The following is a 17,160-nucleotide window of genomic DNA, read 5'->3' as shown; positions in this document are numbered from 1 at the left end:
CGTAAGCACCCCAGGCTCGTGAAAACGCTCGGCACTTTCTCGGTGCTCATGCTGGCGGCCACCGCGTGCAGCGGTGACGGTGGCCGCGATGACGCCGCCGGCGGACCGAACCAGAACACCACCCGCAGCGAGGGCAACCCCGTGCGGGGCGGGCACCTCACCTACGGTGTCGAAGCCGACACCGCCAACCCTTGGGCCCCCTACCGCGCCTCCTGCTCGGCGCCCTGCCTGCTCGTCCTGTCGGCGATCTCGGATTCCCTGTTCGCCGTCGACAGTAACGGCGACACCGTCCCGTATCTCGCCGAATCGGTCGAGCACAACGCCGGATACACGGAGTGGACGATCACCGTGCGCGACGGGATCAGGTTCCACGACGACACGCCACTGGACGCCGAGGCCGTCAGGTTCAACCTCGAGACATGCGCCGGCAGCCCGCTGACCGCTTCAGCGTTCACCTCGATCGGCTCGATCACCGCGGATGGCCGCACCGTCACGATCCGTACACGGGACGGGAAGCCGTGGGTGGCACTGCCCGCACACCTGTCGTACGGGGCGTGCGGGCACATGTTCTCCAAGAAATGGCTGCAAAGCCTGCCCGACGTGCCGCATCGCAAAAAGGGCGGTCCGCTCTATGACGCCGGACTCGCCGCCACTCCCGCGAACGGCGACCCGGCCGCACCGGTGGGTCTCGGTGAGTTCGCGTACAAGTCCTATGAACCGGGCAACGGCAACGGCTTCACCGCCGTCCGCAACGACGACTACTGGCGCGGCCCGAACGGGATCACCGGCGAGAAGCTGCCCCACCTCGACTCCGTCGAATTCGTGGTGGCCGCCGACAACGGCGGCCGGTCCAACGCGTTGCGCTCCGGGCAGCTCGACATCATGCAGACACGCGACGGCGACACGTTGACCGACTCCCTGCAGGACGGCGAGTACGAGACGGTGACCAGCGACCGGTTCGGTGCCACGACCTACCAGATGATCAACGTCGCCGCCGGGACCAACAAGACCACCGGCGAACGCCTCGATCCGGAGGGAGCCAACGCCGACAACCCGCTGCTGACACTGGCCTGCCGCAAGGCGCTCGCCCACGCCGTCGATCTCGACCGGCTCGTCGAGGACCGGCGTGCGGGGATCGCCCGTCCCGCCAACGGCCCCTTCCCACCGGGATCGTCCGGATACCTGAAGGACACCGGATATCCCGCCTACGACGTGGCGGCGGCCCGCGCGGAGATGGACGAATGTCTGCGGGAACGCGGTACCGACCGCATCGAGGTCACGCTCAACGCCACCAGTGACCCGGGCAGCACGCAGACGAACCAGCTGATCATTTCGATGTGGCGGCAGGCGCTCGGTGACCGTGTCAACGTCGATACGGCGGTGGTCGAGCAGGGCCGGTACATCGGCCTGGGCCTCAACGGCGACTTCGAGCTGATCCCCTGGTCGGGCCATGCAGGCACAGACCCGGACGAGCAGTTCCCCTGGTGGACCAGTTCCTCCTCAGCCCCGATCGGTGAGCCGGCCCTGAACTTCGGCAGGTTCTCCGACGGGGTGATCGACCGGAACCTCGCGATCATCCGAACGAACCCGGACAAGCAGGCGCGCACTGCCGCCGCCGAGGCCATCAACCGGCGCTTCGGGGAGCAGGTCTACAACCTGTGGCTGAACTGGGAGGTGTGGGGCATCGTCTCCGGTCCCCATGTCAACGACCAGGTGAACAGCATCCTGCCGGGCGGCGCGAAGGGCGTGGGACTCGCCTTCTCGGCCCTGCACCCGCTGGGACAGGTGTGGTGCGAGAAGGGCCGGTGTGAGTAGCGTGCTCCGCGATCCGGGGCCGGCGGCGGTGGCGGGCGCGGCGATCGTCCTCCTCGGGGGCTGGGCTGCCGGCCTTCCCGCCCAGTGGACGCTCGCCGGTGCGCTGGCGCTGGTGATCGCGGGTGCCGCCGCCGTCAACGGCATGTACGTGCTGAAGCGGCTACTGTTCCTGGTACCGACGCTGCTGCTGGTCACGGCGTTCACCTTCTACCTGCAGAACGGCCGGGGCGATACGCGCGATCTCGCCTACGGCATCCTCGGCCCCGGCGCGACCGAGGAAGGCGTGGCGGCGATCGTTGCGGAGTTCCACCTCGACGAGCCGCTCCATACCCGCTACCTGATATGGCTGAGCGATGCGGTCCGCGGCGACCTGGGCCGGTCGGCGATCCAGGGCCAGGAGGTGTCCGCGGCGATCGCCGACGCGCTCCCGGTGTCGTTGCAGCTGATGCTGTACGCGCAGGTCGTCTCCCTGGCCCTGGCCGTACCCGCCGGCGTGTACGCGGCGTACCGGGCCGGGCGGCGGGGCGACCGCGTCACCAGCACGGTGGCACTGGGCGTTCTCTCGATCCCGAACTACGTTCTCGCGGTCGTGCTCATCCTGTTCCTCGCCCTCGGCGGCGTGGCTATCGGCGGTATGGCGGTGGGCGTCGAGGCGTTCCCCGCCACGAGTTACGTGCCGCTCGGGCAGGACCCGGTCCAGCACTTCCGGCACATGGCCATGCCGACGCTCGCACTCGCTCTCGGTCAGGCCGCGGGATACATGCGCATCCTGAGATCCGACATGATCGGTACGCTCCAGGAGAACTTCGTCACGACCGCCAAGGCGAAAGGCGCCGGAGACCGGCGGATCCTGTGGGGCCATGCGCTGCGCCCCTCCTCGTTCACGCTGCTGACGGTCGTGGGCGTCAACACCGGGACGCTCATCGGCGGCGCACTGATCATCGAGACGCTGTTCCTGCTCCCGGGGCTGGGGACCATGGTGGCCACCGCCATCTTCCAGAAGGACTTCCTCGTCGTGCAGGCGATCGTCGTCGTGACCGCGGTCGGCTTCGTACTGATCAACTTCCTGGTCGACCTCCTGTACGCCGTTCTGGATCCGAGGATGCGCCATGCCGCGGCGTGACGGCGGGGGAGGCGAGGCGCGCGGACCGGGGCTCTGGTTCCGGGTGTCGGCCGCGTGGCTGGTGGTGCTCGTGCTCGCCGCGGCCCTCGCCGACCTGCTTCCACTGAAGGACCCCGCGGCCACCTTCCGGGGCGTCAGCCGGGACGGCCCGTCGGCCGAACACTGGTTCGGCGCCGACGGCATCGGCCACGACGTCTTCAGCCAGACGATCCACGGCGCCCGGCGATCGCTGGCGGTGGCGACCGTCGCCACCATCGCCGGCCTCGTGGTCGGCGGGGCCCTCGGGATGGTAGCGGGCTACTACCGCCGTGCTCTCGACACCGCCATCGTGGCGCTCCTCAACGTCATGCTGTCCATTCCCGGGCTGGTCATGGCGCTCGCCTTGGTGGCGTTCTTCGCTCCGCCGGGGACGGCATCTCCGCAGCGCCAGACAGTGTGGGTGGCCATCGCGCTGGCGATCCTCGCCGTACCGGCCATAGCCAGGGTGGCTCGCGCGCAGACGATGATCTGGGCTGAACGGGAGTTCGTGCTGGTGTCACGGACGATGGGCGCCCGCGATCTGCGGATCATGCTGCGCGAGGTGCTGCCGAACGTTCTGCCGGCCATGGTCTCGTTCGCCTTCGTGGGGCTGGCGGTCCTCATCGTGGTGGAGGCGGCGCTGGCCTTCTTCGGCATCGGGGACGTCACCGGTGTGAGCTGGGGTCTCATGATCCACAACGGTCGCGCGCAGCTCGACGAGGCGCCGCACACGGTGTTGTTCCCGTCGCTGTTCATGTTCTTGACGGTCCTGGCCCTCAACGTGCTGGGCGACCGGCTCCGCGACAAGTCGGACACGCGGGAGAGGGGCATCTGATGGCAGGCAGTGGTACCGCCCACCTGCGCGATGAGCGCTGCGGTCCGGTCCTGCGGGCCGAGCACCTGATGGTGGAGTTCCCGACCCGTCGCGGACGGGTCCACGCCGTCAGCGACGTCAGCATCGACCTGGTGGACGGCGAGACGCTCGGCATCGTCGGCGAGTCGGGCTGCGGGAAGTCCACGATCGCCAAGGCGATCATGCGGGTGCCGCCGCCTGATTCGGGTCGCGTGCTGCTCGGCGATACCGATCTGGCGGCGACCGGAGCCGTGGGGATGCGGGACGTCCGCAGTCGCCTCCAGATGGTCTTCCAGGACCCGGTCGCGTCGCTGAACCCGCGCCATCGGATCGGCGAGATCGTGACCGAGCCGCTCACGGTCCGGTGGCTGGAGTCTTTTCGCCGTTCGCCGGTGATCCGGTTGTGGGAGCGGTACGTCCCGGCGATGCTGCGGTGGTGGCGGCATCCGCTGGTACGCCGCCTTGCGACGGTGGCGCTCGTGGCGTTCCTCGCCGGTCTGATGATCTGGGTCGTGGCCACGGCGGCGGGTCCCGAGCGGGCCGGCGGCACCCGCGACGGCGGTATCGCCGGAACGGCCGGGAACGCGGTCATGCTCGGCTCACTGGCCGCAGTGGCTCCGATCGCCGCGATGTTCGCGGCCACCACCGTGGCCTGGCTCGGCCTGGTCGCCCTCATACCACTGTCAGCGGTGCCCCGGTGGGTCCGTATCAGGCGTGGCCGGCGCCGGTTCCGGGAGGAGGCCGGGGAGAAGGTCCGCCGAGTTCTCGAAGACGTCGGCATCGACCCCGGCACCGCCCTCGACCGCAGGCCGCACGAATTCTCCGGCGGACAGGCCCAGCGGATCTCCCTCGCCCGGGCGCTGATCACGGAACCCGAGGTGATCATCTGCGACGAGCCGGTGTCCGCCCTGGACGTGTCGGTCCAAGCCCAGGTGCTGAACCTGCTCAAGGACCTGAAGGACAAGTACGGCATCTCACTGATCTTCATCGCGCACGACCTGGCGGTGGTGAAGAACATCAGCGACCGCGTCGTCGTCATGTACCTCGGCAAGATCTGCGAGGTGGCGTCACCGGACGACCTGTTCGCCCGCCCCCACCACCCCTACACCCGGGTTCTGGTGAACGCGATCCCCGTCCCCGATCCCGCGATCGATCCCCGCGCCGCCCCCACCACGAACGGCGAGATCCCCTCACCGCTCGACCCCCCGTCCGGCTGCCGGTTCCGCACCCGGTGCCCACAGGCCCGACCGCGCTGCGCCCGGGAGGAGCCGGAGATCCAGAGGACGGCTCCCGGCCGATACGTCGCGTGCCACTACCCGGCCACCGACCCCGATCCGGCCGGCGCTCCCAGGCCCGAGGCCCGCGGCGTGACGTGACGGCTCAGGAAGCCCGGCAGCCGCTCCGGTCATCCCTGCCTTTCCAAGCCGGCCAGTGACACTAGGCCTGGTCTCGATGGCCGAGTCCGGTGAGATTGGGCCGCGGGAGCCGGGATACACGAGGACTATGGAGGCGACCACCAACCTGATCCTGGCCTTGGTCACCTTCGCCTGTGCGGTGGCGCTGCTTCGCGTGCGCGGTGTCCTCCGCGCCTGGCACATGACGTTCTGGTTCGCCGGGGGCAGTGCCCTGGCGGGGGCGGTCTACCACGGCCTGTTCCATACGGACGCCGCCTGGATCGTCGTGGGTGTGCTGGTCGTGCTCGCGATCTCCTATCTGCTCATAGGATCCGCCCAGGAGATTCTCAGCCCGCGCGGGGTCAGGATCGTGGTGGCCGTCCGCGCCGTGGGGGTTGCCGCGTACGCGGTGGCGATCGTGCTCGGGCGAACCGGGCTGGTCGCGCTGGTGGTGGCCGAGAGCGCCACGATGGCCTGCGTGCTGGGGCTTTGGATCTACGCGGCGGCCATCCGGCACCACATGGCGAAGGGCATGATCCTCGCCCTGCTGGCGCACGGGCTGGCGGGTGTCGCGTTCGTGCTGCCGGACTCCGTCACCGCCCGCACCGGCCTGAATCCGACGTCCCTGTCCCATCTCGCGCTGATCCCCGGCATCCTGGTGCTGTACGCGGCCATCGTCCACGGAACCGGGACGCGCCAGGGAGATCGGCTGGCGCGAGTCCAAAGATCGTCGGGCAGGGGGCCTCCCATGCCATGACCGCTTCAGGCGCCGAGCATCCGGAGCACCGACGCGCTGACTATGTCGGCGACCACGGGCAAGCCGAGGCGACCGTCCCGGCGGTACCAGGAGCCCAGCCGTGCGCAGGTGGACATCACCAGCGCCGACGCGACGTCGGCATCCTCGGTGACGAAGACACCCTGCTCGCAACCCCGGTGCACGATCCCGCGGACGGTGCCCGAAAGCTCCCGTCGCAGGGTGTCCAGTTCCTCGGCGTCCGCCGGTCGCAGTGACCGGCGCTCGACGTCGCTGAGGTAGGCCTCGTCGAGGCGGGGGCCGTGGGCGAGCACCCAGGCGGTAATGGCCGCGCGGATCTGCGCGCGCGGATCGTTCTCGTCCGCTGCAGATACGGCGGTGCGCACCTCGCCGAGGACCTCCTGCACGGTGGTGATGAGGATGTCGGCCAGCAGATCATGCTTGGAGGGGAAGTGGTTGTAGATGCTGGCGGCCTCGATGCCGACGGTCGCGGCGAGTTCCCGCAACGTCGCCGATTCGAACCCCTTCTCCCGGAAGAGCCGTACGGCCTCCCGCTTGATGTTCGCGCGGGTGTTCTGGCCGCCGGCCGTCGAAGGTTCACGCTTGCGGCGTCGCGATTCCGTCGTCATCACACTCTTCGCTTTCTTCAGTTGGGTGCCTTTCAATGGGCAATACTAACGTGCGTTCGTTAGCAATGTGCCGAAGGGTGTCGGACGCTCAGACCCAGCCGGCGTCGTGGGCGAGGATGGCCGCCTGCACGCGGTTGGTGAGGTGCAGCTTGCCGAGGATGCGGCTGACATGGGCCTTCACGGTCGCCTCCCGCATTCCGAGCGATTCCCCGGCCTCGGCGTTGGACATGCCGCGCCCGATCGCGATGAGTACGGCCCGTTCCCGTTCGCTGAGGATCTCCAGCCGGCGGGCGGCCGCGGTGGTGTCGCGGGCGGCGGCGGTGGCGAACCGCTCCAGCAGGCGCTTGGTGACGCTGGGGGCCAGCAGCGCCTCTCCCTGGTGCAGCGTGCGGACGGCGGCGATCAGGTCGTGCGGCGGCGTGTCCTTGAGCAGGAATCCCCGGGCGCCCACACGCAGGGCCTGGTGGACGTATTCGTCGAGGTCGAATGTGGTGAGGACCAGAACGGCGGGGGGACGGGGCAGGTGCGTGAGCCGGGCGGTGGCGGTGAGACCGTCGGCCCGGGGCATCCGGATGTCCAGCAGCACGACGTCGGGGTGCAGTTCGCCGGCCAGCGCGACTGCCTCGTGACCGTCGCCGCCCTCGCCGACCACCTCGATGTCGGGCGCGGCGTTGAGGATCATCCGCAGGCTGTGCCGGACGAGCCGCTCGTCGTCGACGATCAGTGCCCGGATCAGGACGGCTCCTCGGCCGGGGCACGCCCGCTGTCGGGGCTGCGCGGGGCGGGGCCGCCGGTCGCGTCCGGGAACACGGCGCGGACCCGCCAGTCCCCGTCCGGCAGCGGCCCGGCGTCAAGCTCGCCGCCGGCGAGGGCGACCCGCTCGCGCAGCCCCGCCAGCCCGTATCCGCTGGTGGGGAGCTCGCCGGGACGCGCCGATCCGGTGTTGTGCACGGTCACGGAGAACGCCTCGGGCCGGTATTCGAGCGTCAGCCGGACTGGACTTGCGGGGGCGTGCTTTCCGGCGTTGGTCAGGGCCTCCTGTGCGACCCGGTAGGCGGCTCGCTGGAGCCGCGCGGGCAGCTCCCGGACGGTGCCGGTCTTCTCGTACTGTACGGCCATGCCCGCCGAGCGGCAGTCGTCCACCAGCAGCGGGAGATCGGTCAGGCCCGGCTGGGGCGCGGTCGGGGCCCGCGGATCGAACTCGTCGCGCAGGACGCCCAGGACTTCACGCAGGTCGCCCAGCGCCTCCCGGCCGGTCGCGCGGATCCGGCCGATGGATTCGGCGACGTCCGGGTCGGAGACCGAGACCTCCAGCCCGCCGGCCTGCAGGACCATGAGGCTGACCCGGTGGGCGACCACGTCGTGCATCTCCCGGGCGATACGGGCGCGCTCGGCGATGGTGGCCCGCTCGGTCATGAGTCGCTGCTCGCGCTCCAGCCGTTCGGCGCGGTCCCGCATGGTGGCCACGAGGCGCCGCCGGGTTCCGGTCCACAGGCCCAGGCTTACCGGGACGGCGAAGGCGACCAGGCCGAACGCGGCCGCCGACCAGGTCAGGGCGGCCGACCCCAGCCCGGCGATGAAAGCGATGGCCGCGGCCGCCGTCCAGCCGGCCAGGCGGCGCCGGTCGGTGAACCATGCCGCGTGGCTGTAGAGCGCCACGGCGATGGGAGCGATGTTGGCGAACAGCAGCAGCGAAACGACGGCGACGGCCAGCGTCCTCCCCGGCCGGGTACGCCGGTACAGCAGCGTCCAGGCGGTCACGGCGGGGATCAGGACGAAGAAGGCCAGGCCGGCCGCCCAGTGATCCACGACCGGCCATATTCCGTGGGGGGCATCCACCAGGAGTTCGGGGAAATGGCGGAAGACCAGGCTCGGCGACTCGCTGCGCCGCAGGACACCGCCGTCCTCTTCGAGCCCTCCCGGCATGAGCGTGAGGACGACGGTGACCGGGTAGCCGGCGATCGCCACGAGCCGGTCGACCGTCCGCTGGAGGAACGACCCGGGCCGTTCCGTTCCCTCGCTCACCGCACCCTCACGCCCCATTGGTGCCATCTGTCGGATCCTATGAGGTCACACGTCCCGGCGGCGGAAGACCACGAACGCCACAGTCAGCATGGCGGCCACGAATGTGCACATCAGGCCGAACCCGGACCATGGCGGAAGCCCGTCCTGCCCGTTGAGCACGAGCTGAAGCCCGGCGTTGGTAGGCCAGTACTTGTCCAGGGCCGCCGCCCATTCGGCCGGCAGGGCGCCGCCCATGGAGGGAACGAGAACGATCAGGCCGACCAGAGCGCCGACGGCCCCCGCCGTCCACCGCACCAGGGTGCCGATGGCCAGGGCCAGCAACCCCAGGGCCGCGCAATAGAGCCCCACACCGACGACCGCGCGCAGCACCCCGGCCTCGCCCAGGGAGTCCGGCCCCAGGTACGGCATGTCCTGTCCGGCGAAGATCGCTTGCGCGGTCGCGAACATGGCGAGCCCGCCGATGACCCCGACGATCAGGACGACCGCGGTGAAGACGATCGCCTTGGCGGCCAGCAGGCGGCCCCGCCGGGGGGCCGCGGCGAGGGTGAGCCCCATCATCCCGGTGGCGTATTCACCCGTCACCACGGTGATGCCCAGCGTGGCCAGCGCGAGCTGGGAGAGGATCACCCCGTACAGCGACATGACCAGGGGCGAGAAGTCGGCCCGCTCCTGGGCGGTCATGTCGGGGTAGGCGACGGCGTTGCCGACGCCGATCGCCGCGCTCAGACCCACGCCGATGAGGAGGAAGGCCAGCAGCGTGTAGTGCGTCGACCGCAGCGTACGGACCTTCGTCCACTCCGACCGCAGCAGATCGGTGAATCCCGGACGCGGCACGCTCGCCATGACATGGCTCATCGGGACACTCCTTCGCCGGCCTGATACTCCACGTAGTCCTGGGTCATCTCCATGAACGCCTCCTCCAGGGAGGTGGTCTGCGGGGTGAGCTCGGACAGCACGGTGTCGCTGCTCATGGCCAGGGACCCGATGCGGCCGCCGTCCAGGCCCGCGACCAGCAGGGCGCCGTCCGCGCGGCGGCTGACGTTTCCGCCCGCCCAGTTCAGCTCACGGGTGAAATCCTCCTCCGGTCCCTTCTCGACCCGCACCAGCACGTCGCCGGTCCCGTTCTGCCGGACGATGTCCTCGGTGGAGGAGTCGGCGATCAGCCTGCCCCGCCCGATGACGATCAGATGGTCCGCGGTCAGGGCCATCTCGCTCAGCAGGTGACTGGAGACCAGGACGGTGCGCCCCTCGTCGGCCAGCCCCCGCATGAGATTGCGGATCCAGAGCATCCCCTCGGGGTCCAGTCCGTTGACCGGCTCGTCGAACATCAGCACCGCCGGATCGCCCAGGAGCGCGGTGGCGATTCCCAGGCGCTGCGCCATCCCGAGCGAGAAGGCACCGGCCCGTTTGCGCGCCGCGTCCGCCAGCCCGACCATGGCCAGCACTTCCTCGACCCGGCGGCGGCCGATGCCGTTGCTCTGCGCCACACAGAGCAGATGGTGGTAGGCCCGCCTGCGGCGGTTGCATCGCCTTGGCGTCCAGCAGGGCGCCGATCTCGTGCAACGGCGCGGCAAGCTCACCATACCGGCGCCCGTTCACCGTGACCGTGCCCGCACTGGGACGGTGCAGCCCCAGCACCATCCGCATGGTGGTGGTCTTCCCGGCCCCATTCGGACCCAGAAAGCCGGTCACCCGGCCGGGGCGAACGGTGAAGCTCAGGTCGTCGACGACCCGCGTGTCACCATAGTTCTTCGTCAGGCCCTCAGCCTCGATCATCCTGGCGTCCTCTCGGGCATCTTCCACCTTCGCAATGGGTCGCTGTCGGCGTGTTTTCCCTGATCAGCAATCACCGTAGAAGGCGAAGACAACCGGTGGCCTCGGCCTGGGCGCGGATATCCCGCACCCCCCAACGGACGTCGCGAACCGGGCGGCTGCAACCTCCGGCGGACTTCCGTTACGACTTTCGTCGGTGCCCGCCCCGGCCGAACTCACCAAGACCACGCCCGGCGCGGCAGCGGCGCAGCCTGGGCACTCGGCCTCGGAGCGGCGGCCAGGTCACCGGGCATCGGCCCGTTCACCGGCGAAGTGGCCGCTACGGGTCACAGGGCCTCTCATTGTTGTTCGAAGTCCTGGCGGCACCGGGCGATCTCGGCATCCATGGCGGCGGTGAACTGACGGGCCTGCTGGAGTTCTTCGGCCAGCCGCGCCGTCCGGAACCGAGCCACCTCCTGGAACATCTCCAGACGTTCCAGCAGATAGGGTCGCTGATAGGTGACCACGGGATTGTCGATCACCTGCAGCGTGGCCAGCAGCTCCCGCATCTCACGCAGCGTGAATCCTATCGGGCGGATCCGCCGAAGCAGATGCAGCCGTGCCACGTCGTCAACGGAATACAGCCTTCTGGTGTCCTCGACCACGGAGGGCACGACCAGGCGCAATTGCGCGTAGTGCCGGACGGTCCGCGGGCTCAAGCCGGTGCGCGCCACCACCTCTTCGATGTCCAGGCCCTTCTCGGCCAAGGTCCAACCCCTTCCCCCGGCGAGTGCGGGTCGTGATCAGGAAACGACCCGGGTCATTACCCTCACGTAAGAGTAGGTTCTCAGATCGGTAGGCCGTCCGCAGTTGCTCCACCGCCGACAGGGCACGTCACCGTGTCGAAGGCGGCTCAGGCCGCTCCCACGCCATGTCAGGCGAGAAGTACCGGCACGGTGTCGTACGGCATCCGGCAGGCCAGCACATCCACTTCATTCAGGGGCGGCTCGGCGTATCGGGACGATTGAGCTCCAAGCTCACCTCGTCAGCCCATGTGCAGGCGACCACTTTTCAACATGGGGTCGGATCGGACGCGAGAGCCGCTGCCAAGCTCGCTTGCAAGGGTCAGAGTCCATCTCCGGGTCGCCTGCGTCCTATCAGGCCCTGGTCAGCGGGGGATGATCTGGGTGTCGTCCGGTGATTCGGGGTCGCGTTTGAAGGCGGCGGCCGGCTGGAAGTGCGGCGGGATGGGCTTGCCCTCGCTGGAGCGGCCCACCATGGCGGCGTCGCAGGAGCTGCAGAGCAGCGCCTGGTTCCAGCTGGTGATGGACAGCTGGGTGCCTCGCGAGAACTGGGTGAGGGCGCGGGGCCGCTGGATCACGTCGGTGCCGCGGCAGGTGGCGCAGCTTACGGCGGCGTCGCGGGGAACGAGGCGCCACATGCCTCGCAGTCGATCTGGATGCCGTCCGGCCCGGGGCGGCCGGCGACGTTCTCCTCCTCACCGCAGTGCGGGCAGGCGATGTCTCGCCGCACGGTCTGTCTCTTTCACTTGGGGCACCAGCGACGTCGACCTAACTTTACGAGAAGTGAGAGTGAAGGTGCGGCGCGGGACGGCTAGGAGCGTGGGCGGTCGTCGGCGACGTTCACGCCGTCCTGGAGTTGGGCGACATCGGCCACGTCCACTTCGTGGACGACGCGCCAACTCCCGGACCGTTCTTCCGTTCGAAGATGTAGCGCGGACCCGCGTGCCTGCACCGGTCTGCCAAGAGCTCCTGTCGCGCGCCGTCGACCAGGTAGATGCGATAGCCCGCCAATGCTCCTCCTCTGATCGCCGGTCCTCGCTGCGCCTGGCCGGGGCGGGAATCCAGGGGTACTGTAACGGTCACACTCTACAATAACGTGAGAGTAGGGTGCGAGGCTCCCGGAGGTTGGATGCCCCTCTATCGGTTTCGGATGGTCGGCGGGGAGGAGCATCGGGTGGAGGCGCACCGGCTCAGGATGGACGAGTTCTGCGTGTACGCCGAGAGTTGCCGCATGGGAGCGTCCCCGCCCTGGGTGGTCGTCCTGCGGCTGCCTCTGGCAGAGATCGTCGACGTTCACCGCCGGTTGGAGCTCTCCGGTGGTGATCATGGCTGGCTGGATCCGCCGGTGGAGAGTCCGTCCGGGTTGAAGTACCTGCCCAACGTGCAGGCCGGAGCAGCGGTACGAAGAACGCCGGGCAACGCTCGGTGAGGAGACCTCCGCCGCGATCACCGCCCAGACCGACCCGGCCGGCCGCCGCTGCGGCGCGTACTCCAGGCCGAAACCCGGTGAATGCGACGCATCACCTTCCCAGACAGCGTGGGCCAAGGTGAGGCAGTTGATCCGGCGGCGGAGCGGTCCTCGTCGTGGTGGGCCGCGTCACCGGTATTCCGGTACGTGCCGGTGATTCACAGCCGTGCTCTCAATCCTTGAGCAACCGGCGCGGCCCCGGTCCGTGTCGGCTGAGTTTGTCCCCCGGGTTGATGAGGGCGCACTGGTCGAAGGAGAGGCAACCACAGCCGATGCACTCGGTGAACAGGTCCCGCATCCGCACCATCCGCTTGATCCGGACGTTGAGCATGTCCTTCCAGCACGCCGACGCACGCTCCCAGAACTCCTGTGTGGGCGCCGTGTCGGCCGGGAGGAACGCAAGCACGCCGCCGATGTCATCAAGCGGGATGCCGACGGATTGCGAGGCCTTGATGAAGGCGACCTGACGCAGCGTCGCGCGCGTGTACCGGCGCTGGTTCCCCGATGTCCGACGGCTGCGAATAAGCCCCTGCCGCTCGTAGAAGCGCAGCGCTGAGGCCGGAACGCCGCTGCGTTCGGCGAGCTCGCCGATGGTCAGCACATCTGCGTCCGGAGCCAGAGAGGTCATGGCGACCACACTATCTTGACTTAAACCAATGTTTAAGTCTGAGCATGGCAGGCGAGCTCGTTCCAGCCTGCCGCCCGACCATTGTGCGGGCGGCCCTCACACGAAGTGGAGCAACGCATGCCCCAGACCGATCCGGCCCCTACCGGCACAATCCTTGTCACCGGCGCGACCGGCAACGTCGGCCGCCATGTCGTCACCCAACTCCTCGACGCCTGCGTCAACGTCCGCGCCATGACCCGCAACCCCGACACGGCACCACTCCCTGCCGGCGTCGAGACAGTCCACGGGGACATGGATGCACCAGGCACACTCGGCGCGGCGTTCGACGGCGTGGACGCGGTCTTCCTGCTGTGGCCGCTGTTCTCCACTGCCACCGCCCCCGCCGTCGTGGACGCGATCGCCAAGCACACGCGGCGGATCGTCTACCTCTCCGCGATGGGTAACGGCGACTCCCGCCCAGACGGCTTCTGGGGCGAGGTCGAGGTCCTGATCGAACGTTCCGGCCTGGAATGGACCTTCGTCCGACCCGGCGGGTTCGCCACCAACGTCCTCGGCTGGGCGGACCAGATCCGCACCGACGGTGTTGTCCGCTGGCCGTATGGCGATGCCGGCCGGTCACTCATTCACGAGGCTGACATCGCGACCGTCTCCGTCCAGGCGCTGCTGGAGAACAAGCACATCGGCGCGGCCTACTCGCTGACCGGGCCGGAGATCGTCACACAGGCCGAACAGGCCCGGATCATCGGCGAGGTAATCGGCCGCGAGGTGCGCTGGGAGGAACTGTCACCGGAGGAGGCGCGCAAGCAACTGCTCGCCGACTGGGGTGACGAGAGCTTCGTGGAGCACGCGCTGCGCGCGTGGGCGGACATGGTCGACAACCCGGAACCGATCACCCACACGGTCGAGAAGGTCACCGGCACACCCGCACGCACGTTTCGGCAGTGGGCACTCGACCACGCCGGCGACTTCCGCCCTCGGTAACGCCACAACCGCCGACACCTATCCGCCGACCGCGCTCAGCACATAGCCCTACGGAGCAGGTGCTCACCACGGTGCAATAGCTGGAGCGCGACGACCACGACGACCTGTGATGACCGGCGGGCCAAGCGATCAGCTCTTTGACCTAAGTCCTAAGCGTGAGATCTCGGCCGGAAAGTCCCACTGCCCCGAGGGCGCCGCCGACTTGCTTGGCGGTGTTCATCAGGCCGGAGGCGGCCTCGGCGTCATGTTCGGCGACGCCCGAGGTGACGGTGGTGGTCAGCGGCGCGTTCAGCGGGCCACCGCCGATCGAGATGAGGATCGCCGGGCCGAGCACGCCGGGAATGTAGCCGTTGTCGGGGGTGATGGTGCTCTGCCAGAGGAAGCCCGCGGCGGTGAGGGCGCCGGTGGTCACGAGGGTCGTCGATGTGCTTCACGAGTCATGGCGTGACGCGCAGGCCGATGATCATGGTGAGGAGGGTGTGCGGGAGCACCGGCCAGGCTCACCGCCGTCCAGGTGGCCAGGGTACGGGTGCCGGGGGGCCTTCCAGGAAGGCCCGTGTCCTCGGAGCGGTTGCCGCGTTCTATCCTTGACGTCCGCATAGGTGGGCTACACGGTCAGCGTCCGCCGTCGCCCCGCGGCCCGGGTGGCGCGGTGGCCGCACGAGGACCACGAGAATCCGATCAGTGCCGGGACGGCGGCGGAGAGCATGAGGGGCGGCGTGTAGGAGTTGGCCAGGTCGTGTCCCAGTGCCAGCAGGATGGGGCCGAACGCGGTGGAGGCGACGGTGGCGGCGTGGATGATTCCGCGGAGGGCGCCGATGTGGGCGGTGCCGAAGTAGTCCGGGACGATGGAGGCTTCCAGGGTGCGGATGCCGTTTCCGGCGGCGCCGAGCAGCAGCCCGAACGTGATGGCGCTGAGGCCGGGCCCCAGGAGGGGCGTCTAGAGCAGTCCGGCCGTCAGCACGGCCAGGCTGGCGGCGAGGACGAAGCGTGGGGGAAGCGGTCGGCCAGTGCGCCGACGAGGAAGGCCGCGGCGAGTCCGGCCATGGTCTGGGGCAGGAAGTTCGCGGCGGCCTCGGTCGGTGACAGGCCGTGCTCCCCGAGCAGGGACACCTGGTGGAAGGCGACGGCGGTGGTCAGCATGCCTTGGCAGCAGACGGTCGCGATGATGGTCCAGAAGGCGGCGGTGTGCATCGCACGTCCCACTGTCCATCCGTCACCGGCGGCGGAAGGGGTGTCGAGGACGGTCACGGGCGGACGGCCCCGGAGGACGTACAGGCCGACCGGGATCAGGATCGCCCAGATGACGAGTCCCTGGATCAGCCAGGCCGTCCGCCAGTCGGTCGCTGCGATCAGCCGTTCGGTGAGCACGGGCGTCACCGAGATGCCGGCGGCGCCGACCGAGGTCACCAGTCCCAGGGACGTGCCGCGGTTGCGGGTGAACCACAGCGCGACGGTGGTGGTGGCGAGCAGGCTGAGCGCGCCTTGTCCGGACAGGCGGAGCCCGGCCAGACCGGCGGTGAGCCCCCAGATCGAGCCCACCGTCGCGCATCCGGCCAGCATCGCGCCGAACAGCACGGCGGCGCACGTCGCCAGGCTGCGCACCCCGAAGCGGTCCAGGGCCCGGCCCACCAGGGGCAGCAGCGCGGCCCCGGTCAGGGTCGCGGCCAGGTAGGCGCCGCTGAGCCGGGTGCGCGAGATGTCCAGGTCCTCGATCAGCGGCTCGGTGAAGACCGACAGCCCCGCCGTCTGCCCGGGACCGGTCAGCGCCAGCACGGCGGTGGCGCCGAAGAGGATCCGCCACTGGGTCCGGCGGTCGGTGCCGATGGCCGGTGCGGTGCCGGACCGCGTGCCTCGGTCGCCTTGCTCAGAATCGCTCCTCGTATCCGTCTTCCGTGCCCGTGATCAACATCCCCCGCGTTCACACTCTCTTCTCACGTAAGAGTAGAGTGCTGTCGGAGTGGCCGCTGCCGCCCGCCCCGCCGTGCGGCGGCAGGCGGGGCCGACCGACACGAGAGGGATCATGCCGACCTACCGAATCCAGCCGCACGAGGGCGCACCGCAGACATTGCAGGCGCTGCGCCTGCGCACCGACGGCGAGCACGTCTACTTCGAAGATCGTGTGCATGGCCGGTGGCAGCCGGTCCTCGAACTCCACCTCGACGAGGTGGAGCAGGTCCAGCGCCGTCTCAACGAGGCCGACGGTGCCTGGATCTGGGTGACCGAGCACGTGCGGCGCATGCCGCTGTGACCATCGGCGATCAAATCTTCACTTGCGACATAGTAGAACCAGGCGGCTGCACAAGGCAGCGAGGACGATGGGAGCCCCGACTGTGTCAGATGAGCCCGGGTCGATGACCGCATGAGCCATCCGCACCCGGAACTCGGCCCGCCACCGGCACTGCCAAGCCGCGGGCTGCGGATCGTGGCGCTGGGCGGTCTCGGTGAGATCGGCCGCAACATGACGGTCTTCGAGTACGGCGGGAAGTTGCTGATCGTCGACTGCGGTGTGCTGTTCCCCGACCCGGATCAGCCGGGCGTCGACCTGATCCTGCCGGACTTCACCGCCATCACCGACCGGCTGGACGACGTCGTCGCCGTGGTGCTCACGCACGGCCACGAGGACCACATCGGCGGCCTGCCCTACCTGCTGCGCGAGCGGCCCGACATCCCCCTCATCGGCTCCCGCCTCACCCTGGCGCTGATCGAGGCCAAGCTCGCCGAGCACCGTCTGCGCCCCCACTCCCTGCAGGTCCGCGAGGGTGACGAGGAGACCATTGGCCCGTTCTCCTGCCGGTTCTACGCGGTGAACCACTCGATCCCGGACGGGCTCGCGGTCGCGATCACCACCGGTGCGGGCACGGTCCTGCACACCGGCGACTTCAAGATGGACCAGCTCCCCCTGGACGGCCGCCTG

Annotated in this window: 19 protein-coding genes and 1 pseudogene; 9 read left to right on the top strand and 11 right to left on the bottom strand. The window is 69.4% G+C overall.

The features are described 5' to 3' along the window. The first annotated feature begins 18 nt into the window (after positions 1-18). From ACTWPP_RS43435 to ACTWPP_RS43415, 5 genes are all read left to right on the top strand, one after another. Positions 19-1,815 carry an ABC transporter substrate-binding protein gene (locus ACTWPP_RS43435; protein ID WP_443110330.1) on the top strand — a complete coding sequence of 599 codons (1,797 nt, stop codon included), beginning with the start codon at positions 19-21 and terminating at the stop codon, positions 1,813-1,815. Next, on the top strand, positions 1,808-2,938 hold the full coding sequence (locus ACTWPP_RS43430; RefSeq protein WP_443110329.1) for an ABC transporter permease: 1,131 nt from the start codon (positions 1,808-1,810) through the stop codon (positions 2,936-2,938). The genes ACTWPP_RS43435 and ACTWPP_RS43430 overlap by 8 nt, the downstream gene beginning before the upstream one ends. After that, positions 2,925-3,791, top strand: a complete 867-nt coding sequence (locus ACTWPP_RS43425; protein WP_443110328.1) for an ABC transporter permease — start codon at positions 2,925-2,927, stop codon at positions 3,789-3,791. Before ACTWPP_RS43430 ends, ACTWPP_RS43425 begins: the two co-directional genes overlap by 14 nt. After that, entirely contained in the window at positions 3,791-5,185 is a 1,395-nt protein-coding gene (locus ACTWPP_RS43420) for an oligopeptide/dipeptide ABC transporter ATP-binding protein (protein ID WP_443110327.1), read from the top strand. The genes ACTWPP_RS43425 and ACTWPP_RS43420 overlap by 1 nt, the downstream gene beginning before the upstream one ends. A 127-nt stretch (positions 5,186-5,312) precedes the next feature. Beyond that, positions 5,313-5,960 carry a DUF6962 family protein gene (locus ACTWPP_RS43415; RefSeq protein ID WP_443110326.1) on the top strand — a complete coding sequence of 216 codons (648 nt, stop codon included), beginning with the start codon at positions 5,313-5,315 and terminating at the stop codon, positions 5,958-5,960. A 5-nt stretch (positions 5,961-5,965) separates the two neighbouring features. Here the strand turns inward: ACTWPP_RS43415 and ACTWPP_RS43410 are convergent, their stop codons facing one another. The 8 genes and pseudogenes from ACTWPP_RS43410 to ACTWPP_RS43375 form a co-directional block, all read right to left on the bottom strand. Further along, on the bottom strand, positions 5,966-6,586 hold the full coding sequence (locus tag ACTWPP_RS43410; RefSeq protein ID WP_443110325.1) for a TetR/AcrR family transcriptional regulator: 621 nt from the start codon (positions 6,584-6,586) through the stop codon (positions 5,966-5,968). Positions 6,587-6,674: 88 nt separating this feature from the next. Next, positions 6,675-7,322, bottom strand: coding sequence for a response regulator transcription factor (locus tag ACTWPP_RS43405; RefSeq protein ID WP_443110348.1), 648 nt, complete (start codon positions 7,320-7,322; stop codon positions 6,675-6,677). After that, positions 7,319-8,611, bottom strand: coding sequence for a sensor histidine kinase (locus ACTWPP_RS43400; RefSeq protein WP_443110324.1), 1,293 nt, complete (start codon positions 8,609-8,611; stop codon positions 7,319-7,321). The genes ACTWPP_RS43405 and ACTWPP_RS43400 overlap by 4 nt, the downstream gene beginning before the upstream one ends. 45 nt (positions 8,612-8,656) lie before the next feature. Continuing rightward, positions 8,657-9,466 (bottom strand): ABC transporter permease subunit, encoded by an 810-nt coding sequence (locus ACTWPP_RS43395; RefSeq protein WP_443110323.1) that lies wholly within the window; start codon positions 9,464-9,466, stop codon positions 8,657-8,659. Next, positions 9,463-10,387: pseudogene (locus ACTWPP_RS43390) on the bottom strand (ATP-binding cassette domain-containing protein). The gene ACTWPP_RS43395 and the pseudogene ACTWPP_RS43390 overlap by 4 nt, the downstream one beginning before the upstream one ends. Before the next feature lie 335 nt (positions 10,388-10,722). Next, entirely contained in the window at positions 10,723-11,130 is a 408-nt protein-coding gene (locus tag ACTWPP_RS43385; protein WP_443110322.1) for a MerR family transcriptional regulator, read from the bottom strand. A gap of 401 nt (positions 11,131-11,531) precedes the next feature. Beyond that, positions 11,532-11,804, bottom strand: coding sequence for a hypothetical protein (locus ACTWPP_RS43380; RefSeq protein ID WP_443110321.1), 273 nt, complete (start codon positions 11,802-11,804; stop codon positions 11,532-11,534). After that, complete coding sequence (locus ACTWPP_RS43375) at positions 11,771-11,896, bottom strand: hypothetical protein (protein ID WP_443110320.1); 126 nt, start codon at positions 11,894-11,896, stop codon at positions 11,771-11,773. Before ACTWPP_RS43375 ends, ACTWPP_RS43380 begins: the two co-directional genes overlap by 34 nt. 399 nt (positions 11,897-12,295) lie before the next feature. On the opposite strand from ACTWPP_RS43375, the gene ACTWPP_RS43370 reads away from it, so the two are divergent. Further along, the gene (locus ACTWPP_RS43370; protein WP_443110319.1) at positions 12,296-12,595 is read left to right on the top strand and encodes a hypothetical protein; all 300 of its coding nucleotides are present in this window, start codon (positions 12,296-12,298) and stop codon (positions 12,593-12,595) included. Positions 12,596-12,806: 211 nt separating this feature from the next. Here the strand turns inward: ACTWPP_RS43370 and soxR are convergent, their stop codons facing one another. After that, entirely contained in the window at positions 12,807-13,253 is a 447-nt protein-coding gene (gene soxR, locus ACTWPP_RS43365) for a redox-sensitive transcriptional activator SoxR (protein WP_443110347.1), read from the bottom strand. Between the two features lie 126 nt (positions 13,254-13,379). On the opposite strand from soxR, the gene ACTWPP_RS43360 reads away from it, so the two are divergent. Then, positions 13,380-14,243: an NAD(P)H-binding protein gene (locus tag ACTWPP_RS43360; protein ID WP_443110318.1), complete on the top strand. Its 864-nt coding sequence runs from the start codon at positions 13,380-13,382 to the stop codon at positions 14,241-14,243. A gap of 142 nt (positions 14,244-14,385) precedes the next feature. Here the strand turns inward: ACTWPP_RS43360 and ACTWPP_RS43355 are convergent, their stop codons facing one another. Continuing rightward, positions 14,386-14,655 (bottom strand): hypothetical protein, encoded by a 270-nt coding sequence (locus ACTWPP_RS43355; protein WP_443110317.1) that lies wholly within the window; start codon positions 14,653-14,655, stop codon positions 14,386-14,388. Positions 14,656-15,200: 545 nt separating this feature from the next. Further along, the gene (locus ACTWPP_RS43350) at positions 15,201-16,019 is read right to left on the bottom strand and encodes an MFS transporter (protein WP_443110316.1); all 819 of its coding nucleotides are present in this window, start codon (positions 16,017-16,019) and stop codon (positions 15,201-15,203) included. Positions 16,020-16,266: 247 nt separating this feature from the next. On the opposite strand from ACTWPP_RS43350, the gene ACTWPP_RS43345 reads away from it, so the two are divergent. Continuing rightward, on the top strand, positions 16,267-16,494 hold the full coding sequence (locus ACTWPP_RS43345; protein ID WP_443110315.1) for a hypothetical protein: 228 nt from the start codon (positions 16,267-16,269) through the stop codon (positions 16,492-16,494). Positions 16,495-16,605: 111 nt separating this feature from the next. Continuing rightward, the coding region (locus tag ACTWPP_RS43340) for an MBL fold metallo-hydrolase (RefSeq protein WP_443110314.1) at positions 16,606-17,160 on the top strand (555 nt) is incomplete at its 3' end.

It is taken from the genome of Actinomadura sp. 3N407, assembly GCF_052245875.1.
Classification (GTDB): Bacteria; Actinomycetota; Actinomycetes; order Streptosporangiales; family Streptosporangiaceae; genus Spirillospora.
Note: the sequence above shows the minus strand (reverse complement) of the source record. Positions and strands in the feature narration are given on the sequence as shown.